The following is a 21,678-nucleotide window of genomic DNA, read 5'->3' as shown; positions in this document are numbered from 1 at the left end:
ACCCGGCAGGGTAACGCGGACGCTTCTCATCGAGCAGGTCGCTGGTCGCCGTCACCGCGAAGACCAACAGGAGCAAAGCCGACCGGGACCCGGCCGAATGGCTCCCCCCGGCCGCGTCCGCACAGTGCACATACGGTGCCGACTGGGTGGGCACCAAGCTCCGCTGGAAGCTCACCGCGGACGCCAAAGAGCGCGCGGCCCTGGAGAAGCTGGCCAAGAACTGCGCGGACACCGTCGTGAAATACGAGGTCGCTCCCTGACCATCAGTCAGGCACCACTCCCTCACCGCGTCCGGATCGCGGTGAGGGAGTGGTGCAACGGAGCGCCGGTGCGGCGGCCGGATCGTGATCCAGGAGCAGCGTGTTGGCCCTCGCCTGCGATGGTCGGGCGGTCGGCCTACGTGGCCCGTGGTCGGACCCATGGTCGAGGCGCGGCCGGGGTGCCGATCAGGGTGGTGCGTCGGGGGTCCGGCCACGACCTTTCCGCCGAGCCCGGCGGCCTGGTCGTTGATCATGTTGAGCCAGGTCGCGCCGCCCCGACGCCCGAAGTACTTCGGGTTCGGCCGCGCGTACACATCGGTCTTCCACCCGAGAATCTGATGGCCGCATACCTGGGGCCAGCCCCAGACCCCGCCAGCGCCAAGGGCGCGCTGGACCCCCTCCTCGCAACCCAGAAGAGGGTCGCGCCGCGAACGGCATCGTCTGCCGGGTCGAGATCGATGATCGATAACCGGGCTTCGTCGGTCAACTGTCTGGGAATGACGAGGGTCGTTGGGGTGAGAGTGTCTGGGACAACGGCCTCAAGTTCCCCGCCCTCGCGTTCCGCCCGGGAGCGTCGTTTCAGTCGGATACGTCCCAGTGCCTGGGCTGTCGACTCGCCGAATTGCTCACCCATTTTCTTCGCCCACTCTTCGAGGAACAGGCCGAGCACTTTGACCACCAGGAATCCCGCAAAGACTGCCTCGACACCGACGGGCACGGCTGGCGTGGACAGCGCCGGCCGGAGGCCGTGATGCCACGGTCGGTGTATGTGATGTGGAGGACCGCGAGGTCCTGTTCCAGGAGCTCGGCGGCCCGTTGCTGGACATGGGCGCGGCGTTCAGTGACCTGGAGCTGGGCAGTACGGAGGCGCTCGATGTGCGTGCAGGTCTGGCACAGTGCGTGGCCGGTGTCGCCCCACGGGGTGCAGGGCTGGTCGGGACACGCCCCGCATTCGTTGCACACGCGGTCCGTGGTCGTGCGGCGGGCGGCGGCCGCGGCGAGCTGCGCGGTGCTCGCGGAGGTCGGCTCGGACTCCTTGACGAGGTAGAGGTCGAAGACGCCCCGGCGGCCGGCTCCGTCGCGGCCCTCCACTCTGGCGCGGACCGGGCCGCCCGGCTGGCGCGGCAGGGTGAGGCGCTGGAGCTGGGACTTCGTCATGTAGGTACCGGCCGGCACCTCGCCCCAGTACGAGTAGCGGTGAACTTCCTGGGCCTGCATGACATGCCTCCCGAGTTGAACTTCCTTGCGCCAGAGGGTAGTTGGATTTAACTCACGTTAGGGCTTATCGCTAACTATATGATGGTTTCTGATATTTTTTCCTTCTCAGTAGTTATCGTCTGCCATGAGGACGTCAGTGGAGTTTGCCACCGGATGTCAGTGGTTCTGCCATGAGGCGTGTCAGTAGGCAGTGCTGTCGTCGTCGGCGTCGGTGAGGCGGAGGCCGTGCCGGACGTCGTCGGCCAGGAGGCGGTCCCGTCCTCTGACCGGACCGGGAGCCTGGCATCGAGCAGGCCGGTGGCGGTGACCGCCTACTTTTCGCCGGGCGTGTGCCGACGCGTGATCCGGCGGCGCGCCAGGAATGCGATCGCGACGACCACCAGGTACAGCGGTACGAGCAGCACCGCGTCACCGGACGCCTGCTCCACCGTCACGCCCGCGTCGCGGTCCTCGCCCTGCAGCATGATGCGGTTCACGGTCAGGACGGTCAGGTGCGTGCCGATCGCCGCCCACAGCGGGGCGTGACCCACGGCCGCACGGGCGGCGATCAGGGTCAGGCTGAAGACCGTCAGGAGGATGAGGTAGTCGACCGGGTGCTGCCCCTCCGGGGCGATGCCGATGTGGCCCGGCTTGTCACCGGCCAGCCGGGCGATGCCAACCGTCACCAGCGTCGAGGTGCCCGGTACGAGCAGGAAGACCGCCGTGGTGCCGAGCGCCGCCAGTGCGGGCCCGAACCGTCTGCGCAGCGATGTCCACGTGTAGCCGCGCAGCATCGTCTCCTCGGGCAGGGCTTCGAGCAGGAACGCGACGGCGGCGTTGGTAACGAGAAAGCCGACCAGGGTGACGAGGTCCAACTGCTGCCAGACGAGAAACCCCACGGCCGTGCCCGCGCCCAGGACCAGCGCCGCTGCCGCGGCCGTCACCCCAACGCCGGTGAGGAACGCCCGTAGGCTCGCGCCCGGACTGCCGAAGCCGACCGTCCGGGGGTGTGACAAACGCAGGACGAACGGCACGGCCACGACGGTGACGAGGGCCGCAGCGATCAGCCGGGCGGCCAAGCCACTGGCTCCGGCGGCGTCCGCCAGTACGGGCCCGAGGCCGTTGCCGACACCGAGCGCCACCGCCATGATCAGGCCGCCGGCCAACGCGCGGCCCATGGCCCCGGCGGCCGTGGGCGCGGGTGAAGGTGCGGGTTGTCGTATGTGTAGCTCGGTCATAGCGCTCCTGGTGACGGTAGGGCCGACTCCTATCGACAACCCCTTGTGCTTTCCAGGCTCGCCCGACCACCGGTCAGGGGCGTCGTGCGCGCGGACGCCCCCCCTGTACATCCTTCGGCGCAGTGGACGATAGGGGTCGACTGGTCGTTGGCCACCGGCTCCGGGAACGCCCAGAGGCTGAGTGCCCGCATTCATGCGACTGCCGCTCCACCGCCTGGGCGACCGACGGGGCAATGCGGCGCGGAGGATGGTCCACGCTCTTTAACCACGGAACCGGCAACTCGTACGTGAGGGCGGGGAGCGTGACGGCCCCCGCCCTCACCCCGTACGAGGCACTGACACTTCCCGTGGCAGAGCGACTGACGTTCTCGTGGCAGACGACAGTAGTGCTTCGTGGATCTCCCGGCATGCGGTGACGCGCCCCCGTTCAGTGTTCTCCCGGTGACGGATGAGAGATGCCGCGTGAACGGCATTCCCGACTCGCGGAGCAGTACCGGGAATGCGGCCCGGTCGGCCACCCACCGGTGTGGTGATGCCTTGGCCGTGATCGATGTCCTGCCTGCTGGGGCGGGTGCAGCACAGTGGACCGCCGGCCGAGGACGGGAGCGTCAGGGCGCCGAGTCATGCAGTGGTCCGCCATAGGTACCCGGGCCGGGGCCGCGCCGCGGCCGCCGGCGGATCGAGGTCAGTGGGGTGACGGCCCGGTCGTGGTCGCCGACGGCGGCAGTGAGGCCGCGGCGGAGCCGGGCCAGACCCCGGCAGCGGGCAACATCGGCCGGACGCGGGCACGCGCTGCCGGGGCGCCCGGCCAGTCTTCCCTACACCGCGGCGTTGCCCGCGCCGACGGGCAGCAGTTGCTCGTCGAGGTCGCGGTGCACGGCCCGGACGCGGAGTTCATCGAGGACCGGTCAGTTCTGCGGAGTCGTCCGCCTCGTCGCATCGGCAGCCCCGGACGAATGGCCCTGTACGGTGCCGGCTCGTCGTACGTGGGTCGCGCACAAGTTCCGGAGCGTCCCGGTATGGAGGCCGGGAGAACAAGGATGTGTCCGCCCCCAGCACCATCCCCTGATCTGACGATCTCTTCGAAAGGCAACCCTGTGAGCGTGCAGAACTGGAACCCTGCCCGGATGACCTCGCGCCCCGATCACCCCTGTGTGCTGCCTGCCATTCCGTCGTGGCTTCACGACGTGCACTGTCTCGACACCATGGTCCTGCCCCAGCTCGCCGACGCCGTCGAGGACGAGAACGGCACTGGCAGTTCGGCCGGACTGCCCGATGCCCCGTACCGGGCCGCGGCCGACGCCATCAACAACCTCGCCACCGCTCTCCCCCAGCCCCCGCCGGGTCCTGCCACCGGCCTCGGGGTCACTTCCGACGAGGTGTTCCTCCGGGCAGTTCCCGCATGGGAGACCGAGGCCCTGTGGCAGGTCCACATCGCCCTGCAGCGGGCACAGGACGGGGAACCGGATGCCTCCGGGCTCGGCGATCTGCTTCAGGAGGTGGGCGAGGACTGCCATCCGCCCCAGGCCGCCGCCGACATCGTCGGCCGACTCAACCGCGTGCTCGCCGTCCTGCTGCTCGACATCCCCGCCGTCCGCACGCTCGCCACCGCCCTCGTTCTCAACACACCGCAGGACGCCCATGTCCAGACCGCCTACGAACAGATCCACGCCGCCTGGGCCACAGCCGGCATCCACTGACCGTCACTGCGCGCCCCGCCCGGCCGCCGGCGGGGGGATCCGCGTGGACGGCAGGGGGCTGGAGTTCGGTCGGCGCCGGACGGACCTCGGCCAGAGGGCGAGGCGGAGTATCAGCGGCTGCCGGTGGGGTGGGAGCCGCAGTCCGGGCGGATGTCGTCGCAGCGGCCTGACCTGCTCGGCTCCGGTCGATTGTCAGTGGCGCCGTTTACGATCCGGCCGTGGCAATCGATATCCCTGAAGATCTGATCACGCTGGAACGTTCCGCCCTCGCGGAACAGAACAAGGCGCGCGCCGAGCCGTACACCGCGGATGGCTGGGCCGCGTGGCGTGAGACTGCGGCGAAGCTCCAGGCCGCGGTGACCGCGCTCGCCGAAGCTGCGGGAGTATCCCGGTCCGAGCTGGAGATGGCCGTGAAGAAGGCTGTCCTGCACCCGGAACCGGAAGGCGACGGCTGACGCACGTCCGTCCGAGCGCCCAGCGCCGCACTCTCCTGGAATGCCTGGGACTGGACGGGAAGCACTGGTCGCCACCGGCAACGGTCGTCGGGCACAGCGCGCAGGGGACCTCGCCCCTGGCGACATCGCGACGGTGGGGTGACCGATTCGTCGGCGCCTGATGTCTCACGAGGCATCAGAAGTCTGGGGCACGACGGGCAGCGGGCGATGCTCTACCTGCGCCCCTTCCGGGAGCGCACCATCCGTGCCCGGTGGCCGGCGGGGCCGGAATACCAAGATCGCGGCCCGAATTGGTGCGCTTATCGGAATTGCATGCCGATTGCCCGTCTGATGCCGACGAAACTGTCCGATCGGACCAGACTTCTATAAGGAATGGGAGCATTTGCCCGAATGGCATTGGGCAGATCGTGTCATTACGCTCACGGAGCGCGAACCCGCTCTTCTCACGGACCCGGGTTCGCGCTCCCAATGTGATGACGACCCAGGAGGTCTCTATGCCTTCGTCCCCGGATCCCTTCCGAGCCAAACGCCTCTGGCGCCGACTCGCAGGTGACAGTAACAAACAGGTCGCGGCCGAGAACATGTCTGTCAACAGCGCGGAAGCCACGGGCAACACCCCCCAGCCCGCTCCCGTCGCCGCGGGCATCGCGTTTCCGCCGCTGCTCATCGTCCCCGGATCGCCCGGTTACACGGCCATGGCCCTGATGCTGGCCCCCGTGACCCTGTGGGCGTTCGTCGTCTGGATGAGTACGCGCAGGAATTCGAAGTCCCGCTGACGGACTCTCAGCAGTGTCCCGGGCACATTTCTCCGACGAAACGGCCGGGCGGACACCGCTTTTCATCACGAATCCCGGGCGGCGGAATCCCTTTCGTCGCCCGGGGCCGGCCTGGCAGAGAGCGAAAACCATGGGGAACACATTTTCGTCGGACCACTGTAAACAGTGCGGGGGCAGGCGGACACTGCGGCATACCGGACGCCCGGGCGAGTACTGCAGCACCAAGTGCCGGCAGGCAGCCCACACCGAGCGTCACAAAGGACTGCCTCCCGACACCTCCGACTTCGACCGCCACCTCCACCGCGAGCTGGACGCCGCATGCGCAGAGATCCGCGACCTGCAGCACGCCCTGCGCACCCCGGCCCCGGCAGTCGAGCAGCCGCTGGAACTCCTCCTGCAGCTGCAGCGGCGCATCGACCAGCTGACCGCGCCCGTGGTGGGCCGCACGAAGCGCCTGGGCACGTCGTGGGAGGTGATCGGCCGGCTTCTCGGCATGAACAAGGACACCGTGCGCAAGAAGTTCAACACCTCGGTCGTCAAGCGCGCGCTGAACCGCGCACCCGTCAAGGGCCCCGCCGCCCGGTCCGCACCCCGTCACATCCCGTCGGCCGCGCCGGTGCCGCCGGGCGAGCCCTTCGGGCCGCCCCAGCCGCTCGCCATGCAGGCCGCCTCCCCAGGCCAGACCGACGCCGGCACCGGCCCCGATGGTGAGAACTCCGAACCCTCCCCAGACACCGGACCCGCCCCCGGACCCGCGGACTTCGCCTGCGTCCTGAGCAACCTCCAGCGCGCCTCCCGGCACAGCCTGCGAGCGCTGAGCAAAAAGTCCGGGCTCTCCCCCAGCTTCCTGTCACGGGCCATGAACGGCGAACGGTTCCCGAGCTGGGAAGCGACAGCGGACATCGCCCGCGCCTGCGGCGCCGACCCCGAAGTCCTGAAGAAGGTCTGGGACGACGCCGACGCCCGGCGCCTGCGCAAACCCCGCCCCGAGACACTCGCCTCCGCCCTGCGCTTCCTGCACCAGCGGGCCGGAAACCCGACACCCACATCGATGTCCGTCAGCAGCGGCTACGCCCTCACCCCGGACCACATCACCAATCTCCTCGACGGAACCACGATCGGCACCTGGGAAGACGTCCAGACACTCATCCAGACACTCGATGGCGAGTACACCTACTTCGAGCCCCTCTGGAAGCAGGCCGCCGCCGAAACAACCGCACCCGCATCAGCCCCCGCACCACACCCACCGGGCCAGGGAGCCACCACCCGGCTCGAAGAACTCATCACCACCTTCAACAACATCCTCGCCACCGGACACCCCACGACCCCACGACGCCCTCTGCCCGCCCCCATCCAGGCCGCCACCACCTGGCCCGGCAGATAACCCCACCACCCCGTCCCACACCAAACCGGCACCACCGGGGCCGCGGCGGTGCAGGAACGACTACGGGGCGGCCTCGTACTTCACGGCGGTGCCGGAGCAGTCCTTGGCGAGGGTCTCCAGCGCGGCGCGCTCCTTGTCGTCCGCGCTGAGCTTCCACCGCAGCTTCGTGGCGGTCCAGTCAGCGAGATAGGTGCACCTCGCGGACTCCGCCGGCGGCATCCACTCCGACGGGTCCTTGTCCGCCTTGGACCTGTTCGTCTTCGCGGTGACCGCGACAAGGCTGCGCCCGGCCCCGAGGTCATTGGCGTACCGCATGCGCCGGTCCGCGTCCCACTTCGACGCCCCGCTGTCCCAGGCCTCCGCCAGGGGAACCATGTGATCGATGTCGAGCTTGCCCGCAGCGGTGACCGTGACCTCGTCGTAGAACGACAGCCACTCGCCTCCCGTCAGCGCGCACCGCGCCCCCTGTTCCGGCGCCTTGACCGCCTCCGCGAGCAGGACCTCGTTGCGCGTCGAGCACGAGTCGCCGTCCTCGTCGATCCAGTGCTTGAAGCTGTCGCGCTTGTACCCGTCACGCACTTCGTCCGCGGCCGGGATCTTCGCGATGGCCTCGGACAGTGACAGACCATTTCCGCCCGCGGGAGCACCCGGGGCGGCCGAGGAGCCGGCCTCGGCCGGGTCGGTACCGGCTGAGGCGGAGGCTGCCGGCTTCGAGTCGGACTCACTCTTCGTGGCGCTGGGATTGCACGCGGCGAGTGACGCCACGAGCACTACGGCAGCGAGGGGGACGAAACGGCGCACAGGCACGGTGAGATCTCCAGCTGGTCGGGGCTGATGAGCCCTCATGATCGCAGCCGGAGACCGTCTCCTGACACCGGGTCATGTGTGCTGGTCGTAGCCCCACCGTGACAGGTGAGCTCACCGCTGGCCCGGGGCAGCCCGCGGCCTCAGCCTCATCTCAGCTGCGCCCGGGGCCGGGCCGGGCACGGATGCAGCAGCTCACCGGGCGGTGAACCACCGTGGCCCGTACGGTCGGTCATGAGTGCCCTGACAGGACGGTGCTCCTGGGATGGCCTCGCGGTCACTTCGCACGTTCCGCAGGGCCACCCCATCCGTCAGGTCAGAGCATCCAGACGTAACTGCCGGCCACCCTGGCGGCGACAGCACCGGCCAGTAGGGCAAGGCCCGTCCACGGAACCTTGTTCACACTGACGTGAAACCCGCGGGCCCTGAACTCCACGTCGGGCCGCCGCTCGTCTTCGGTCTCCCTCGCCTCTTGGGCTGTCGTGCGCTTACTCATGGAGCTCCTCCTTGCCGCACCTGGTCGCCGCCCGGCTCGTCACCGTGGTCCGCCGCGGGCGCTTCCAGCTCCACCCGATGATCGCCGCGTTCAACGACCCCCGCGAGCAACAGCGAGCCGTCAAGGCGCTGCCCCGGGACATGCGACTGGACGCCGGCGACTTCGAAGACGAGTACGAGCGCCGCTTCCAACTCCACCTGGACGAGAAGGCCCGCAAGGCCGAAGCCAAGGCCAAGGGCAACGTCACGCCCATCACCAAGACGACCCGCCTCAAGCGCGTCCACTGACCTGGCCGCCCGCGCGCCCGGCCAGGCAACACGGCGCTGCACCCCTGGTGCGGCGCCGTTCTCGTGCCCGGCGCAGTACACCGTTCCCCTCCAGGGGAAGGCCGCAGGTCGGCGGCGTGCGGCGATGCGGGGCGGTAGCACCAGGTAAACCGGTTTGTTCTGGTTCTCCAGAACAAACCGGCGACTGCTTCCGCGTGCGCGTACATCGTTCCCCTGGAGGGGAAACGTGCAGGTGAGCAGCGTGGGCATGGGTGCTGCATGCAGCAGTCGTGCATAGATCTCGCACGGAACATGGCAGAACTGCGATGTTATGCAGCCGCCAGCTCGGAGAGCCGCACAGCGCTGCTGCTCTCTGCTGCAACCGCCGGGGCCAGCCCTGCTGCACGAGCAGCACCCGTGTGCCGACTGGGTCGTGCGAATGCTGCGCTGCCTTCGGAGTCACCATGCAGCACCAGGAGCAGCACGACCAGGAGCACGAGCCAGCGGGCAGCGGCTACAGGTACGAGGCGAGGGTCTCGCAGTACCCAAGGGATGTTGCTGGCACCCCGAGATCGCGTTGAGTTGCGGTCCGCCGGGCCACATCCATCTGGCGCTTCTCAGGGTGCGCGGGCGAGGTACGGCTGCTCTGGTGGAAAGGCTGACGCCTGGGTAACCGCCCAGGTATCGAGCACCAGTTCAGCGGAGGTAAACGCGATGTCGAGCAGCGTCAGCGCTGAGAGTCAGGGAGCGGTGGCGGGCGAGCGGCCCCGGAGTCTGCAGCTGCCAGGCATCATCCTCGGAGTGGGCCTGGGCGGCTTTGTCGACGGCATTCTGCTGCACCAGCTGCTGCAGTGGCACCACATGCTGACCAGCACCAACCATGACCGGATCGGTGTGAAGTACTACCCGGCGAACACCGTCTCCGGGCTGGAGATGAACACCGTGTGGGACGGAATCTTCCACGCGATCTGCTGGGTGGCGGTCCTCGCGGGCCTGGCGATCTTGTACGCGCGGGTGACGCATCACCGTCGCCAGGTGTGGACATCGGCGGCGCTGTGGGGCTGGATCCTGGCTGGCTGGGGCCTGTTCAACCTTGTCGAGGGCATCCTCGACCACCACATCCTGGGCATCCACCACGTCTACGCCGGAGACCAGCAGATCTGGTGGGACCTCGGGTTCCTGCTGCTGGGCGCGATCCTGGTCGTGGTCGGATGGATGATCCAGCGTCGCGCGGCGCCTTTCGACCCGGAAGGTGTCGGACCGGTGCGAGGAACGCGGCACGCATGACCGGCCATCCTGCACACCACCAGGAGCCTGGCGGCCTGCCACTGGAGGTGCTGGTACCCGCGGTGTTCGTCGTCCTGCTGGCCGGCGCCTATCTGCTGCTGGCGACCCGCGCGCGGCGGCGCAACAGACAGGCCGGGTGGAGCCGCTGGCGTACCGGGTGGTTCCTGGCCGGGTGTGGCCTGCTGGCGGCCGCTCTGCTGCCCCCTGTCGCGCAGTGGGCACACGGCGATTTCCGCGGCCACATGCTCCAGCACCTGTTGATCGGCATGTACGCACCGCTGGGGCTGGTGCTGGGAGCCCCGGTCACGCTGGTGCTGCGGAACCTGCCGTCTCACCAGGGCCGACGGCTGACCGGCCTGGTGCAGAGCAGGCCGGCTCATGCGCTGGCCCATCCGGTCACCGCGCTGGTGCTGAGCGTGGGCACACTGGCCCTGCTGTACTTCACGCCGCTGTACAACGCGATGTCGGCGAACACCGGACTGCACGGTCTGCTGCATGCGCACTTCCTGCTCGCCGGATGCCTGTTCGCCTACGTCATCGCCGGTCCCGACCCGGCCCCCGCCCGGCCTGGTGTGCCGGTGCGGCTGGTGGTTCTGGGGGCGGCCATCGCCACGCACGCGCTCATCTCACAGCTGATGTACGGCGGGTTCGGCATCAACATCCACGCACCCGTCGACCAGGTCCAGCGCGGCGCGGAAATCATGTACTACGGCGGCGACATCGCCGAGCTGCTCCTGGCCCTCGCACTGGTGGCGACCTGGCGCCCGCAGTGCACCACCCGCCGGGCTTCGGACCGGCGCCGTTCCATCGATGCGGCCCGGCCCGTGATCCCCTAGGACCGGCACTTGTCTGATCAGTGCGACTTCGATGGCAGACAGTCCAACTTCGATGTCAGAGGACACTTTCTGTCAGCGTGGCACGGCCTGGGGAGTGCGTACGCACCCTCCGCCTCCCAGGCTCCCAGCTCGCCTCCCAGGAACGCGGCTGCCTGGAGAAACGGCCTCTCAGTTTCCTAGGCATCCCGGGCGTTCCGGGGCATTTCTGGCCCCTGTCCCCCAGATGCCTGCCAGGTCTCCCCCAGGGATCTGGGAGGTCTGGGAGGTTGCACAGGGTGAGGTCAGCTCGCGTCGGAGCGGGCGCGGGCGAGGAACGCGGCGAGGGCGCCGGCGGCTTCGGGTTCGGTGGTGGCGAGCCGGGCCTCGAACGCCAGTTGGTCGACGCCGACGCCCGGGGCGAGAGGTGGGCGAGTTCGGTGAGCAGCGCGGCGTGGGCGAGCAGTGGCGGCGGCAGGAGGCCGGCGGCAGTCTCGCGGGCGGCCGGGTCGCGGTAGTGCCCGAGGTGCGCGGCCAGGGCGTAGGCGAGCCAGGTGTCGACGTCAGCCTGGACGTACCCGCCGGCGCGGCGGGTGAGTTCGTCGCGGACTGCTTTGTCGCCGTCGCGGGGCTCGGTCTGCTCCAGCGTGCCCAGCTCGCTGACCTGTCTCAGCGAAGTTTGGTGAGTCTCATCGAAGTTTGACCATCAGGGTGGAACGGTTTGTCCTGGCCGAGTACAGACGTCATGATCGCGGGATGGCTGAGGAGACGGTTGTCGAGAAGACCTGGCGGCTCATGCTGGAGGGGCATCCCACGGCGCGACGGGGAGAGCCCGTAGTCATAGAGGCCGCCTACGCCGAACCTCGGCTGCGGGCCTTGTTCCCGTTTCCGAGCCACGGGGCGCTCACCTTTCACCGCAACACGCAGTTCCCATGGAGCAACGACCTGCCGTTCATCGTCGGCGACGCGCAATCCTGCATCGTGTACGCACCACGGGGTGCGTCGCCGCGTGTCCTGGGCGAGTCACTCACACCGAACGAGGCGGCCGCGTTGGTGGTGGCCCACCTGCCGCACGACTGCGGGCCGGCCTTCGAGGGGCCGTGGCCACCAGCGGAGAGCTCCACCGACTGCTGAACCAGCCGCAGAGCAGCAGCCGCCGTTCCGGTCAAACTTTCGCTGAGACTGGTCAAGCTTCTATGAGACGGGTCAGCGGCGTACCGGCCTGGATGGGCTAGACCTCGATGTAGGCGACGACCACGACGGTGCGCAGCGCCGTGACGAAGTACAGGACGCGCACCTGCTCGACGTCGTCGGTGTACTGCCGAAGCTGGGGGCCGGCGGTGTCGCCGGGGATCGGGTCGCCGACGTCGGGGTCAACGGAGATGACGACCAGGGCGCGGTCCAGGGCGTGGATCTCCGCCTCGCTGGTCAGGTTGTCCAGATGCTTGGCGACGGAGTCGGAGAACGCGATCTGAGCACGGCGTGGGCCGTGCTGCGGGGCCATCAGGCGACGGCCGGGCGCTGGGCGGCGAGGCGGGTGAGGTGGGCCTCGCGCAGCTCCTCCCACGGGGTGCACTGCTCGGGGTCGGGCAGGCCGTTGGTGGCGATGTCCTCCAGGGCGGCGGCGAACCGGTCGGCGTCGGCGCGAGTCTTGGCCGCGTACGCGCGGACCGCGTCGGCGGCCGCGGGCTCCAGCTGCCGGGCGGCGGTGTCGGCGGGGGCCGGCTGTTCGCTCATCGAGGACTCCAGAGGGCAGAACTGGCGTGTCTCACCACGGTATCGCCGGGCAACCGGGCCCGGGACCACTCCAGCCGAACCGGCCCTCGCGACTACTGACCTGTGTCAGTGGGTGTTGATCGATTGCCAGCGAAGGCCGATCAATTGACTTCTGTGCCAGTTAGAGATGACTGCCTGCGGGTTTGTGACAGTGGAGGATGACCGCAGACGGCGACGATGACTCTGCTCGACGGGTCTGTAGTGTGCGGCAATGACAAGAAGCGAGCGGCTCGCGGAGCAGTTGGACTGGTACTGGCGCAAGAACCTGCGGCCACGGCTGGACGGTCTTACCGACGAGGAGTACTTCTGGGAGCCGGTGCGCGGCTGCTGGAGCATCCGCGCACGTGGCACGTCGGCCGCATCGATGTCGGCAGGTTCGGGGAAGTGGACGATGGACTCCGCGTCCCCTGACCCGGTGCCGGCACCGGTGACCACGATTGCCTGGCGGCTGGCGCACATCATCGTCTCGTGCCTGGGCTATCGGGTCGGGTGGCACTTCGGCGGCCAGGACGTCGACTCCCAGACATTCGCCTACGCGGGGACCGCTGACGAGGCGCTAAAACAGCTCGATGAGATGTATGGGAGATGGAACGCGGGGGTCCGCGCGCTCTCGGACGCTGACCTGGAGAATCCGCCCACGGTGGGTCCCGAGCGGTTTCCCATGGAGGGCATCGTCCTGCACGTCAACAAGGAGCTGGTCCATCACGGCGCCGAGATTTCCCTGCTGCGCGACCTCTACCGCTGGCAGGACGGAGCCGTACCGCACCGAATATGACTTTCGGTAACCGGCGATCGAGCTTCGGAAACTTACGTCGACTCCGTGACGTGCCCGGGGCCGCGTCGGCGAGCAGCTGGGCGAGGCGCTCCCACTCCGCGAGCCCCGCCGGGCCACGGACGTCGTCGGCCAGGTCCTCGTGCCGGGAAGCCCGCCGCGCGTCGAACCGCGCTTCCTCGAGAGCCGCCGCGATGGCGCCGGCGTCCATCCCCTTCGCCCGGCGCCGTACGACGCGGCGACCGATGCGGGCGGGGTCGACCGGCTCGCGGGGCGAGCGGACGGCGGGCGGTACGCCGGGGCGTGGTCAGCGTCGGCCTCGTATTCATGGTGGAGAATCAGGGCGGGCCGCCGCCAGAGCGCTGTACGGCTACCCGACCTCAGGACATGGTTTATAGCAGGCTTGGAATTTCGCGGTGTCAGAACCGAAATTCTATGGAATGGACGTGTGTGAAATCCGCGCGCAGGCCAGCGGCGCGGGTACCCCATTCCGTGAAATACGACTCCGTGATGGCCTCAGCGACGATCGGATGCAGGTCCTCCTCCGTCGCACCGGCCTCCTGCAGTTCGAGGATCTGCTTCGCGTAGGTGGGCGAGATCGCCGTGGTGATGCTGCGCTCGCGGCCGTCGTCCGAGCTGCCCCAGCCGACGAATCCGAAGTACGCCGTCACCTCCACCATCATGCCGCTGGAGGTGGACGCCTGTTCGCGCGCCTGCGCCCTAACCCTGCGGCTGCCACTCGGATTCCGTCTCCTCCACCAGGGCCGCCTGAAGGCGCTTCTGGGGCTTCGTCAGCTTCCCGGCGCGGTAGCACTCCACCGTGCGGGGTGAAACGCCCAGGCGCTCCGCCAGGGTCTTGTTGGACCCCTTCGCTCGCGTGAGAGCCGCGCCGCATTCGGGGCAGGCGATATCCGTCACCTGCCATGAAGCCGATGGTGCGGGCGTCGCTTCCCGGTTCGTCCGCGATCTCCGGTTGCCCCGCCTCCTTCCCCTAGCCGGGCGTTCATCAATGGTCGCTTCCCGATTCGTCCGTGTTTCCTGCGGGACCTGCTTGTTCGGCGTGACCCGAGCCTGGCGTTCCTCAATGGTCAGCTGAAGCCGCTCATCGTGAGGGAACGGCCTCCAGCTCCACCTTCCCTGTCCGTCGTTGTCAAGGCATTCCTTGCCTGCAGCGGAACGACAGCTCGGACAGTTTTGCTTGATCCAGTGGCGGCGCGGGACCTGCCGGTATGCAGGAGACGACGTGCCTCCTCGTTGCCGAGCGCTGCCGCTCTGTCCCTCCGGGGCTTTGGAGCCGCGGTGGTGCTTCTGTTTCCACTGCTTGATCTGGCGTGTGTGGTGAATCGTCAGGCGGTTGCCGGCGATCTCGGCGAAGTAGTCGAGAGCGTCGATCTCCCTGCCCAGGTCCTTGTACTTCCCGCGGCGCAGGTTGTTGAGAATGCTCCCGACCCGAGAGGAGGCGTCCGAGGCCGCTCTTTCGGCGGCGCTCCGCGCCACGATCCGCTCTTGGGTGGCACGGGCTGCAGCAGCAAGGTGCTCCGCTGCCCGGCCTGCGACAGCATGTTCGTCTTTCGTGCGGTCATCAACGGCCGTCGTCTCGATGCTGGTCAGTAGCTGGCGGACTCGTGCGGTGTCCTGCGCGCTGACCGCCTGGTCCAGCTGGGAGAACAGCTCACGGCGCTCCTCGGCCTTCTCTTCCAGCCAGCCGCGTGTCTTGTCCACGGCCGCGTCCAGCTGTTCCCGCACATGCTGGCTCACTCCATCCAGGCGGGCGATCTCCCAGCAGACGTGCGATGCCGCGCTTTCCCACGTGAACGTGCGCGCATCATTCAGGCGGCTCAGCAAGGCCCACGCCCTGGCATCCGGACTCACTGCCTTCCGGGCCTTCCCCGGGGACCACCGCGGGGGCGGTGTACTGCGGGATGCCACGATGCGCTCCACTGCCGGCGTGGACAAGCCGCCCTGCGTCACCTCGCATTCGTCCAGGCCGAACCATTCAGTGGGCCGCGCGAACGCCTCGGTGCCGATCTGTACCTGGCGGGTGGTGCCCTGGCTTTCCAGGCGGATGCGGTGGACGTACCAGCGACGGATCAGCGTGTCCTGGTCCACCGGCACTGACGCTCCGAGCACCGGTTCGTGTCCCTCCTCGTCCCACTCCGGTACCACCTCTCCGTCCAGGTGCACACGCAGAGCAGCGTGCTGAAACCGGATGTCCACCACGGAACCGATCGGCGCCCCGCCCGGCCGGGCGAAGTCGAAGTCAGCCCCCTCACCTCGAGCACGGAGCCAGGCGACCGCCGCAGACTTCACGTACAGGTGGTCTGCACTGCTCACCCCCCGGGAGGAGCGACCGCACAGATGAGGATGCCCCTCGGCACCGGGGTTATGGGCGAAATGGCACACGCGGTCGGTGTACAGCTTCGTCGTCAACTGGCCGCCACAGCCGCCGAGCAGCAGCCCGCACCAGAACGTGTCGTCACTGTGCCGACGCCGGAAGGCGTCCAGCTCGATCGCTTCCAGCGGCAGCATCAGCGGCTCCTCCGACTCCGCACTGCCCAGGACCGCCGTCTGGATCTGCCGCCTGTCACCCCGCAAAACAGCCCCCAGTACTGCTCACCGAGAATCCCCCTACGTGCGTGGCCTGGCACGGCATTGCTCAACCTCGCGCAGGCTGAAGACGTAAGTGGACCGAAGCTACCCGTCACCACCAGGTCACCGCTGGGTCTTCAGAGGCAGTGGCCGGAACCGACCGGGCCCCGCAGCCGGCCACCGCCTGAATCCGGCTCCTCCCCCGTCGCACGCTGGCTGATCATCCGGCTGACACGGCCTCAATCCCCCTGGAAGGGTGCGGTGATCGGATCGGCAGACGGAGGGGGCTTCCGTGGAAGCACGGATGTGGGACGCGCTGGTCGGCGTGATGAAGGATGCGTACATTGCGGGGCTGGGTGAGGGGACAGTGCCGCGTCCGGTCATCATGCCGCTGGTGCGTGGCGAGCTGGTCGGGCTGATCTGGGTCCGCCCGATCAAGGTCGGCCAGGACGCGCTCGTAGGGATCGCGGAACTCGCGAACATCGCCTCGGTGGCCGGCGCGGACGAGGTCGTGCTCGCCTGGGGGACCCATGATGTCGCCACCGCCTGCGAGCTGCCCGTCGTCGGCCCGGCGCCGTGCATGAACATGGTGCTCGCCACCCGCGACGTGCACGTGCCGCACCAGTTCCCCTACGACGAGCAGCTCCTGTCCCGCACCCCCGAAGGATGGGCATCAGTCGCCCCGGACTGGAGGCCGGCCCCCGCGCCGCAACGCGGCGGCGAATTGGTGCCGCCGGTCCAGGCCGCGGTGGACTTCTCCTTCACTGCCGTCGAGCTGAATCACCCCGACCCGTTCGGCGTCACCGTCGTGCTGATGGAAGAAGACGGCTACAGCGTACGCCTGACCGAAGCGTTCGCCCGCTGACCTGCCCATGGCACGGAACTTTGACGACGACGCGCCCCGGCGCATCCGGGACGCTGATGAACTGGTCCTCGCCCGCCAGCGGGACGCCGACGAACGGATCTACGTGGTGACCACCAACCTCGTCATCGACGCCCAGGAGAAGCTCGCCCGGCGCCGGCGGCTGGACCGCATCTGGCGTGCGGGTGGGCAGTCAGCTAGCTGTCCTTATTCACGGCCGTCATGGGCACGGGCATCGCCTGGTTCACCACGGGCAGTCCGGCAGGGTTCGTCCTGGGCGACCTGATCTGCGGCAGCCTGCTCCTGATGTCCCTGCTGGCGCTGGTCGGCGTGCACTTCGCCGGGCGGGGCCTGCCCACCCTCCAGCGCATCGAGGCGCAGCTCGCCTTCGCGCAGGAGTCGCTGTGGCAGCAGAAGGCCAGGGACAACCCGGTTCTGGACCACCGGCGCAAGCTCTACCGCGAGGAAGTCACCACCGCGATCGAGCAGTACCAGGCCGACAGCCGCAAGTACCGGCGGATCCACAACAGCCTGCAGACCCTCATCATGATCGGCTCAGCGTCCACGACTACGATCGCGGCCCTGGACACCGGAAAGGAACTGACCTGGCAGAGCGTCACCCTGACCGTCATCAGCTTCGCCATCACAGTGGCCGCGATGTTCACTGGCTACTACAAGTTCCGCGAGCGCAGTTACTTCCTCCAGCAGACTGCCGACGCCATCGAGGAGGAGGCCAACGCCGTCAGACTCGGCATCGGCCACTACAGCGAGTACGGCCGCGGCCAGGAGGACGAGGCGCTGAAACTGTTCACCCAGCGCGTCGAAGAGCACCGCAACGAGCAGCGTCGCCGCCAGCAGCAGCTGGACCAGCCCGCCGACCAGGCCGCGCCCTCCAGCCAGCCGCCGGCAGTCTGACCAGCTTCGCCGACGGCCTCCCCTGCGCTTGGACTGAACAGGCGGGCTGCCGCCGGGCTCTGTGGTCCACACCCCGGAAGACGGGCAGGGCCGGCTGTTGGACCCGACACGGTCGGCCAGTTCCCTGTCGGGGAAGCCTGGCGAGGAGTGCCCTGCACCCCGGGGCGGTTCGGTGGAGTCCCGTCATTGCGCAGGGGTCAATGCTGGGCGCGGCGTTCCAGGTAGATGGAGGTGAACACGGCGACTTTGGCGCGCAGGGCCCAGGGGTCGAAGGGTTTGCTGATGTAGTCGACGGCGCCGGCGGCGTATCCGCGGGCGGAGTGCTCGGAGTCCACGCCCATCGCGGTGAGGAAGATGATGGGGACGTCGCGGTTTCGGGGGCGGCGCTTGATGTGTGCGCACGTTTCGTAGCCGTCCATCTCCGGCATCTGCACGTCCATGATGATGACCGCGAAGTCTTCGTGGTCGAGCAGCGCTTTGAGTGCTTCGCGTCCGGAGGAGACGGTGACGAGCTCCTGGTCGAGGGATGCCAGTACCGCGGTCATCGCGAGGAGGTTGCTCGGCTGGTCGTCGACGATGAGGATCTTGGGCATGTCCTGAGGTGCGGTGGCGGGCAGCGAGGCCGGGGACTTCTCGACGGCGTCCAGCTGGCGTTCGAGCAGATTGCAGCGGTCCTCGGCCGCGACCCGCAGTGCTTGTGCCTCGCGGAGTTCCGCGCTCAGCTGCTGCACGTCGAGCTGCAGGGCGTCGCGTTCCTGCAGGAGGCCGGAGATGTCGGGGTGGGCTGCGGCGAGTTCGTCGGCCCGTTTCCGTTCGGCAATCCGGTCGGCCTCCAGCTGGCTGAGGCGTACCTCCAGGTCTGCGATGCGGTGTGTGCGGTCTAGCAGAGCGTCGCCCAGGACGTCGCCGCGGACGCTCGATCGCCGGGATGCCCGGTCGGCGTCGGCCAGTTGCTGCTCCAGGATCTCCATCGCGTGTTTGGGAGAGGCCCCGGCGTCGACGGCCGAGCCGTGCAGCCTGCGTACGAGCTCGATGGCCTCGGTGGTGACTGCGGCTCCTCGGTGCTCGGCGAGATCCGTGAAGAGGTCGGTGATCACCTGCCACGGGGGTAAGCGGGTGCCGTTCAGGTAGCGCGAGAACGTCCCCGGATCCCGCTGGCGCCGGGCCGCGTACCGGCGCACGGATACATCCATCCCCTCGAACAGGTCTCGCAGGGCCTGGGCAAGGGCGCGGGAAGCATCCGTGAGGTCGTCTCCCAGCGGTCGCAGCTCACCCATTTCCCTCTCCCTCCCCGGCGCCCGCGTGCTCGTGCTGCCGGTTCTGGCTGCCTTCGGCGTCGATAAGGCGGTTGAAGAAGGGAACCGCCAGGCCTGCGACGCCAAGGCCCGCCAGCAGGCTGTGCGGGGTGCCTTCACCCGCAAGTGCGGTCAGCCCGCCCGCTGTCACGCCGGCGAGTAAGGCGAGCAGGAACACCAAGGTCGTTCTCAGTGACAGCAGCGGCTGATCCACCCGGATCTCCATTCATCAACCCACCGCAGGGATGGGAGCTTGTCACCCGTCCAGCGGATTGCGGAAGGGGAATCACAGGATGGAGGACGCCGGAGCCGTTGCAGTCCGGATCAGTGGACAGGCCGCAACGCGGGTTCTTGTTGCCACCACCCGGAGTCACCTGACCATGGACGTTATGGCTGATCAGAGTGGTGGCAGCCCAACTCGATGCTGGACCGTTGCACTGCAACGCTGCTGGATTTTGGCAACGCACGTTCGTATTGCGCAACGGACGCCGCCATCTTGGGCGACGCGATCTGCCTCCAAAGGAACGTGCTTCGCTGGAGAAGCCCGCATCCGACTGCTCCGACACCGCTGTGAAGTACGACATCGCCACCTGACCAGCAGTCATGGCCACTCGACACTGCAGCGAGAGTGTCACCGCCCAGTGCAAAAGCGTCACCTGGGGATCGCGCCTGAGAGCCTGAAACCTGACAACCACGGCGGCGGAACAGACGCCGAAGGATCCCCCAGAGGGGGCTGCACCCTTCGGCATCACCTCAACGAGCCGTCTCGTACCGGTCGGTCGGCTCGGCCGCAAACGTGCCGTCGTAGAGCTGCACGTCAGTGAACTCGAAGCGCTCCTGCCTGTCTCCAACCGGCCACACGATGACCGCCCCGGCCGTCCGCGTGCTGGCCAGCTGTATCGGGCTGCCGTCTTCTGTCAACGTGCCGAGCAGGGTGTAGCGCCTGACCGTGGCATTGCGCTGGGCCGCAGACGTTGCCTGGTCACCGATGGACTCAGAGGGGCTGGTGGGCGCCGGCCCCGTCGCCGGGCCTCTGGCGCGCCGCCGCCAGGCGCGAAAGCACCACATCACGGTACCGACGGCTCCGGCAGAGCCCAGAGCTCCCAGGAACTCCGGCAGCGCCTCGGTGAGAATGTCCATGGTCGGTCGCCTCTCATAAGCAGGCCCTGCCTGCGGATTCGTGGTGCCCGGTACTCGGGGCAATTCGAGGATCCACCTGCGAGGAGCGTTCACGTGCGGGTTGGATGTTGTTCCGTCGACAACACAGGGTTGTTCGCGATAACCCTGAAGGGACATCAGGAGTGACTGGCGCGAAACGGCCGGGCCGCCCGTGGGGAGCGATCAAGGGGCACTGCACCGAGATCAACGACCTCGTCGGCATCGTCAGGTCATGGCTGGACGAAGCGGCCTTGAGCGTTTCCGAGCTGCACGCCCAGCTCACCCCGGACCACTTCCACGACGGAGCGGTTCCTCCGCTTCGGAAGCTGCGCGAGCGGCTCGCAGGCGAAGGCCTGACATGGGACCTGGTCGAGGCAGTCGCAGATTCCTGTTTCCAGCACGAACCCCAAGCAGCGACGACTCGCCGCCTGGAGCCGGCTCACTCCTTATGGGAGGCCGCCCAAGCCCACCCCACCGTGATTGCTTCCGATGGCGAACCGGCAGTGTCCGCCCGAGAGCTCTTCCAGGCCCAGGAACGAACTCTCAGCGCTCTGGAAGAACTCAACCGTGTGCGACAGGCCTACGAGGCCAGCGAACGCGCACGCAACCAGTCACTGCAGGTCGCCACCGTCCTCTTCAACCTCCTCGGGCAGGCTCAGGCCCAGGTCTCCCAACTCACGCGCCGTCTGGACGCCATGAATGCTGCCGTGGCCCCGGATACAACGGGCATCGGTTCCGTGCGTCACCGCCTCGGGCGTGCCACCGCGCAGCGAGGCGATCTGAGTCTCCAGCTCGCTCGCGCGGAGGCCGAACGAGAGAAGGCACAGGCTCTGGCAGACGTGGCGGCCCGCCGGATTCTGGTCCTGGAGGCCGAGCTCCAGGACCTCCGGGCCGCGGGCAGTGTGGGCGCCTCGCCCCCGCTGGATTCGGATGTGCACCTTCCTCAGCAGTTCACTGGCCCTTCTGACGAGGACAGCGCGCTCGATCAGATGGACGAGGTGCTTCAGAGGGCCCGCGTCGTGCTTGACCGAGAGCACGAGGCCGTGGAGGAGATCGCCGACGAACTGGGGTGTCGTGAGCCCCTTCGAGATACCGGCCCGGAGTCGAGGTGGGGACGCCTGATTCCTGATGGCCCCCCGGCCGACGACTGGGGCGTCACCACCAGTGGAGGGTTCTTCGGAACAACCCCGAACAACCCTCCCAGCAGGGATGAAGGGCCTGGAAGCGAGCTGGTCCTGAAGAGGCAGTCAGACCGTATTCGGTACGTCGGAGCCGCGTCCCGGCGGATCTCCCGCGGCATAGACCTCGATGAGATCACCCTTGGCCTCTGCCGGGCTGCGGTGCCAACGTTTACGGACAGGATCTTGGTCTACCTGCGTGACCCACTGCCGGTCGGGGACGAGCGCCCCGTGAGGCCGTTCGTGCTGCGCCTGCGCCGCAGCGACCAACTGCGGCCGACCGTCGAGGAAAGCGACGGCACGCCTCATGCCCTGATGCCGGTCCTGGACCCGAAGCCCGAGACCGCCTCGCCAGCCGAGCTAAGTGGTTGAGTTCGTAAGTCCTTCGGGGGTTGACTCTGGGGCCGGTCGTGGGCGCTGCTGACTCTGCGCGCCGGCCCCCGGACGACATCGAGAAC

Annotated in this window: 24 protein-coding genes and 3 pseudogenes; 15 read left to right on the top strand and 12 right to left on the bottom strand. The window is 68.3% G+C overall.

Annotated elements, in window-relative coordinates:
- Nucleotides 1-29: 29 nt before the first annotated feature.
- Nucleotides 30-260 (top strand): annotated as a pseudogene (locus ACFV8T_RS43190) (HNH endonuclease); the annotation flags it as partial.
- A 200-nt stretch (nt 261-460) separates the two neighbouring features.
- Here ACFV8T_RS43190 and ACFV8T_RS43185 read toward each other — a convergent pair.
- The 3 genes and pseudogenes from ACFV8T_RS43185 to ACFV8T_RS43175 all read right to left on the bottom strand — a co-directional run.
- A pseudogene (locus tag ACFV8T_RS43185) lies at nt 461-577 on the bottom strand (Tn3 family transposase); the annotation flags it as partial.
- 262 nt (nt 578-839) lie between these two features.
- Nucleotides 840-1,478 (bottom strand): hypothetical protein, encoded by a 639-nt coding sequence (locus ACFV8T_RS43180; protein WP_385338775.1) that lies wholly within the window; start codon nt 1,476-1,478, stop codon nt 840-842.
- 311 nt (nt 1,479-1,789) lie between these two features.
- A complete protein-coding gene (locus tag ACFV8T_RS43175) occupies nt 1,790-2,695 on the bottom strand; it encodes a type II CAAX prenyl endopeptidase Rce1 family protein (protein ID WP_385338772.1) in 906 nt (301 codons plus the stop codon).
- Nucleotides 2,696-3,798: 1,103 nt separating this feature from the next.
- On the opposite strand from ACFV8T_RS43175, the gene ACFV8T_RS43170 reads away from it, so the two are divergent.
- The 4 genes from ACFV8T_RS43170 to ACFV8T_RS43155 all read left to right on the top strand — a co-directional run bounded on the left by ACFV8T_RS43170 (nt 3,799) and on the right by ACFV8T_RS43155 (nt 7,010).
- Nucleotides 3,799-4,395, top strand: a complete 597-nt coding sequence (locus ACFV8T_RS43170) for a hypothetical protein (protein WP_385338769.1) — start codon at nt 3,799-3,801, stop codon at nt 4,393-4,395.
- A gap of 218 nt (nt 4,396-4,613) precedes the next feature.
- Nucleotides 4,614-4,850, top strand: a complete 237-nt coding sequence (locus ACFV8T_RS43165; protein ID WP_385338766.1) for a hypothetical protein — start codon at nt 4,614-4,616, stop codon at nt 4,848-4,850.
- 581 nt (nt 4,851-5,431) lie between these two features.
- Nucleotides 5,432-5,626 carry a hypothetical protein gene (locus ACFV8T_RS43160; RefSeq protein WP_385338764.1) on the top strand — a complete coding sequence of 65 codons (195 nt, stop codon included), beginning with the start codon at nt 5,432-5,434 and terminating at the stop codon, nt 5,624-5,626.
- Nucleotides 5,627-5,756: 130 nt separating this feature from the next.
- On the top strand, nt 5,757-7,010 hold the full coding sequence (locus ACFV8T_RS43155; RefSeq protein WP_385338762.1) for a helix-turn-helix domain-containing protein: 1,254 nt from the start codon (nt 5,757-5,759) through the stop codon (nt 7,008-7,010).
- A gap of 60 nt (nt 7,011-7,070) precedes the next feature.
- Here ACFV8T_RS43155 and ACFV8T_RS43150 read toward each other — a convergent pair whose 3' ends face one another.
- Together ACFV8T_RS43150 and ACFV8T_RS43145 are read right to left on the bottom strand one after the other, a co-directional pair.
- On the bottom strand, nt 7,071-7,817 hold the full coding sequence (locus tag ACFV8T_RS43150; RefSeq protein ID WP_385338760.1) for an HNH endonuclease family protein: 747 nt from the start codon (nt 7,815-7,817) through the stop codon (nt 7,071-7,073).
- 313 nt (nt 7,818-8,130) lie between these two features.
- A complete protein-coding gene (locus ACFV8T_RS43145; RefSeq protein ID WP_385338758.1) occupies nt 8,131-8,310 on the bottom strand; it encodes a hypothetical protein in 180 nt (59 codons plus the stop codon).
- An 11-nt stretch (nt 8,311-8,321) separates the two neighbouring features.
- On the opposite strand from ACFV8T_RS43145, the gene ACFV8T_RS43140 reads away from it, so the two are divergent.
- From ACFV8T_RS43140 to ACFV8T_RS43120, 5 genes are all read left to right on the top strand, one after another.
- Nucleotides 8,322-8,597, top strand: a complete 276-nt coding sequence (locus ACFV8T_RS43140; protein WP_385338755.1) for a hypothetical protein — start codon at nt 8,322-8,324, stop codon at nt 8,595-8,597.
- Nucleotides 8,598-9,290: 693 nt separating this feature from the next.
- Nucleotides 9,291-9,863 carry a DUF2243 domain-containing protein gene (locus tag ACFV8T_RS43135; RefSeq protein ID WP_385338752.1) on the top strand — a complete coding sequence of 191 codons (573 nt, stop codon included), beginning with the start codon at nt 9,291-9,293 and terminating at the stop codon, nt 9,861-9,863.
- Complete coding sequence (locus tag ACFV8T_RS43130; RefSeq protein ID WP_385338750.1) at nt 9,860-10,699, top strand: cytochrome c oxidase assembly protein; 840 nt, start codon at nt 9,860-9,862, stop codon at nt 10,697-10,699. The genes ACFV8T_RS43135 and ACFV8T_RS43130 overlap by 4 nt, the downstream gene beginning before the upstream one ends.
- Before the next feature lie 403 nt (nt 10,700-11,102).
- Nucleotides 11,103-11,378 carry a hypothetical protein gene (locus tag ACFV8T_RS43125; RefSeq protein ID WP_385338747.1) on the top strand — a complete coding sequence of 92 codons (276 nt, stop codon included), beginning with the start codon at nt 11,103-11,105 and terminating at the stop codon, nt 11,376-11,378.
- Between the two features lie 53 nt (nt 11,379-11,431).
- On the top strand, nt 11,432-11,809 hold the full coding sequence (locus tag ACFV8T_RS43120) for a DUF6193 family natural product biosynthesis protein (protein WP_385338744.1): 378 nt from the start codon (nt 11,432-11,434) through the stop codon (nt 11,807-11,809).
- 97 nt (nt 11,810-11,906) lie between these two features.
- Here the strand turns inward: ACFV8T_RS43120 and ACFV8T_RS43115 are convergent, their stop codons facing one another.
- The gene (locus ACFV8T_RS43115) at nt 11,907-12,179 is read right to left on the bottom strand and encodes a hypothetical protein (RefSeq protein ID WP_385338741.1); all 273 of its coding nucleotides are present in this window, start codon (nt 12,177-12,179) and stop codon (nt 11,907-11,909) included.
- Nucleotides 12,179-12,412, bottom strand: a complete 234-nt coding sequence (locus ACFV8T_RS43110) for a hypothetical protein (RefSeq protein WP_385338739.1) — start codon at nt 12,410-12,412, stop codon at nt 12,179-12,181. Before ACFV8T_RS43110 ends, ACFV8T_RS43115 begins: the two co-directional genes overlap by 1 nt.
- A gap of 250 nt (nt 12,413-12,662) precedes the next feature.
- Here ACFV8T_RS43110 and ACFV8T_RS43105 point away from each other — a divergent pair, with 250 nt between their 5' ends.
- Nucleotides 12,663-13,226 carry a DinB family protein gene (locus tag ACFV8T_RS43105; protein ID WP_385338736.1) on the top strand — a complete coding sequence of 188 codons (564 nt, stop codon included), beginning with the start codon at nt 12,663-12,665 and terminating at the stop codon, nt 13,224-13,226.
- A 416-nt stretch (nt 13,227-13,642) separates the two neighbouring features.
- Here ACFV8T_RS43105 and ACFV8T_RS43100 read toward each other — a convergent pair whose 3' ends face one another.
- Both ACFV8T_RS43100 and ACFV8T_RS43095 read right to left on the bottom strand, forming a co-directional pair.
- The gene (locus tag ACFV8T_RS43100) at nt 13,643-13,906 is read right to left on the bottom strand and encodes a hypothetical protein (protein WP_385338734.1); all 264 of its coding nucleotides are present in this window, start codon (nt 13,904-13,906) and stop codon (nt 13,643-13,645) included.
- A gap of 37 nt (nt 13,907-13,943) precedes the next feature.
- On the bottom strand, nt 13,944-15,752 hold the full coding sequence (locus ACFV8T_RS43095; RefSeq protein WP_385338731.1) for a hypothetical protein: 1,809 nt from the start codon (nt 15,750-15,752) through the stop codon (nt 13,944-13,946).
- Nucleotides 15,753-16,116: 364 nt separating this feature from the next.
- Here ACFV8T_RS43095 and ACFV8T_RS43090 point away from each other — a divergent pair, with 364 nt between their 5' ends.
- From ACFV8T_RS43090 to ACFV8T_RS43080, 3 genes are read left to right on the top strand one after another with little or no spacing between them, the layout of a single operon-like run.
- A complete protein-coding gene (locus ACFV8T_RS43090) occupies nt 16,117-16,677 on the top strand; it encodes a hypothetical protein (RefSeq protein WP_385338786.1) in 561 nt (186 codons plus the stop codon).
- Between the two features lie 7 nt (nt 16,678-16,684).
- Nucleotides 16,685-16,960 (top strand): hypothetical protein, encoded by a 276-nt coding sequence (locus tag ACFV8T_RS43085; RefSeq protein WP_385338728.1) that lies wholly within the window; start codon nt 16,685-16,687, stop codon nt 16,958-16,960.
- Nucleotides 16,897-17,589, top strand: a complete 693-nt coding sequence (locus ACFV8T_RS43080) for a DUF4231 domain-containing protein (protein WP_385338725.1) — start codon at nt 16,897-16,899, stop codon at nt 17,587-17,589. Before ACFV8T_RS43085 ends, ACFV8T_RS43080 begins: the two co-directional genes overlap by 64 nt.
- Before the next feature lie 197 nt (nt 17,590-17,786).
- Here the strand turns inward: ACFV8T_RS43080 and ACFV8T_RS43075 are convergent, their stop codons facing one another.
- The 3 genes from ACFV8T_RS43075 to ACFV8T_RS43065 all read right to left on the bottom strand — a co-directional run bounded on the left by ACFV8T_RS43075 (nt 17,787) and on the right by ACFV8T_RS43065 (nt 20,024).
- Nucleotides 17,787-18,866: a response regulator gene (locus ACFV8T_RS43075; protein ID WP_385338722.1), complete on the bottom strand. Its 1,080-nt coding sequence runs from the start codon at nt 18,864-18,866 to the stop codon at nt 17,787-17,789.
- Nucleotides 18,859-19,098, bottom strand: a complete 240-nt coding sequence (locus ACFV8T_RS43070; RefSeq protein WP_385338719.1) for a hypothetical protein — start codon at nt 19,096-19,098, stop codon at nt 18,859-18,861. The genes ACFV8T_RS43075 and ACFV8T_RS43070 overlap by 8 nt, the downstream gene beginning before the upstream one ends.
- 539 nt (nt 19,099-19,637) lie before the next feature.
- Nucleotides 19,638-20,024 carry a hypothetical protein gene (locus tag ACFV8T_RS43065; protein WP_385338716.1) on the bottom strand — a complete coding sequence of 129 codons (387 nt, stop codon included), beginning with the start codon at nt 20,022-20,024 and terminating at the stop codon, nt 19,638-19,640.
- 1,259 nt (nt 20,025-21,283) lie between these two features.
- Here ACFV8T_RS43065 and ACFV8T_RS43060 point away from each other — a divergent pair.
- Nucleotides 21,284-21,512, top strand: a pseudogene (locus ACFV8T_RS43060) (serine/threonine protein phosphatase); the annotation flags it as partial.
- Between the last annotated feature and the right edge of the window lie 166 nt (nt 21,513-21,678).

It is taken from the genome of Streptomyces sp. NPDC059832 (genome assembly GCF_042731715.1).
GTDB lineage: Bacteria > Actinomycetota > Actinomycetes > Streptomycetales > Streptomycetaceae > Streptomyces.
Note: the sequence above shows the minus strand (reverse complement) of the source record. Positions and strands in the feature narration are given on the sequence as shown.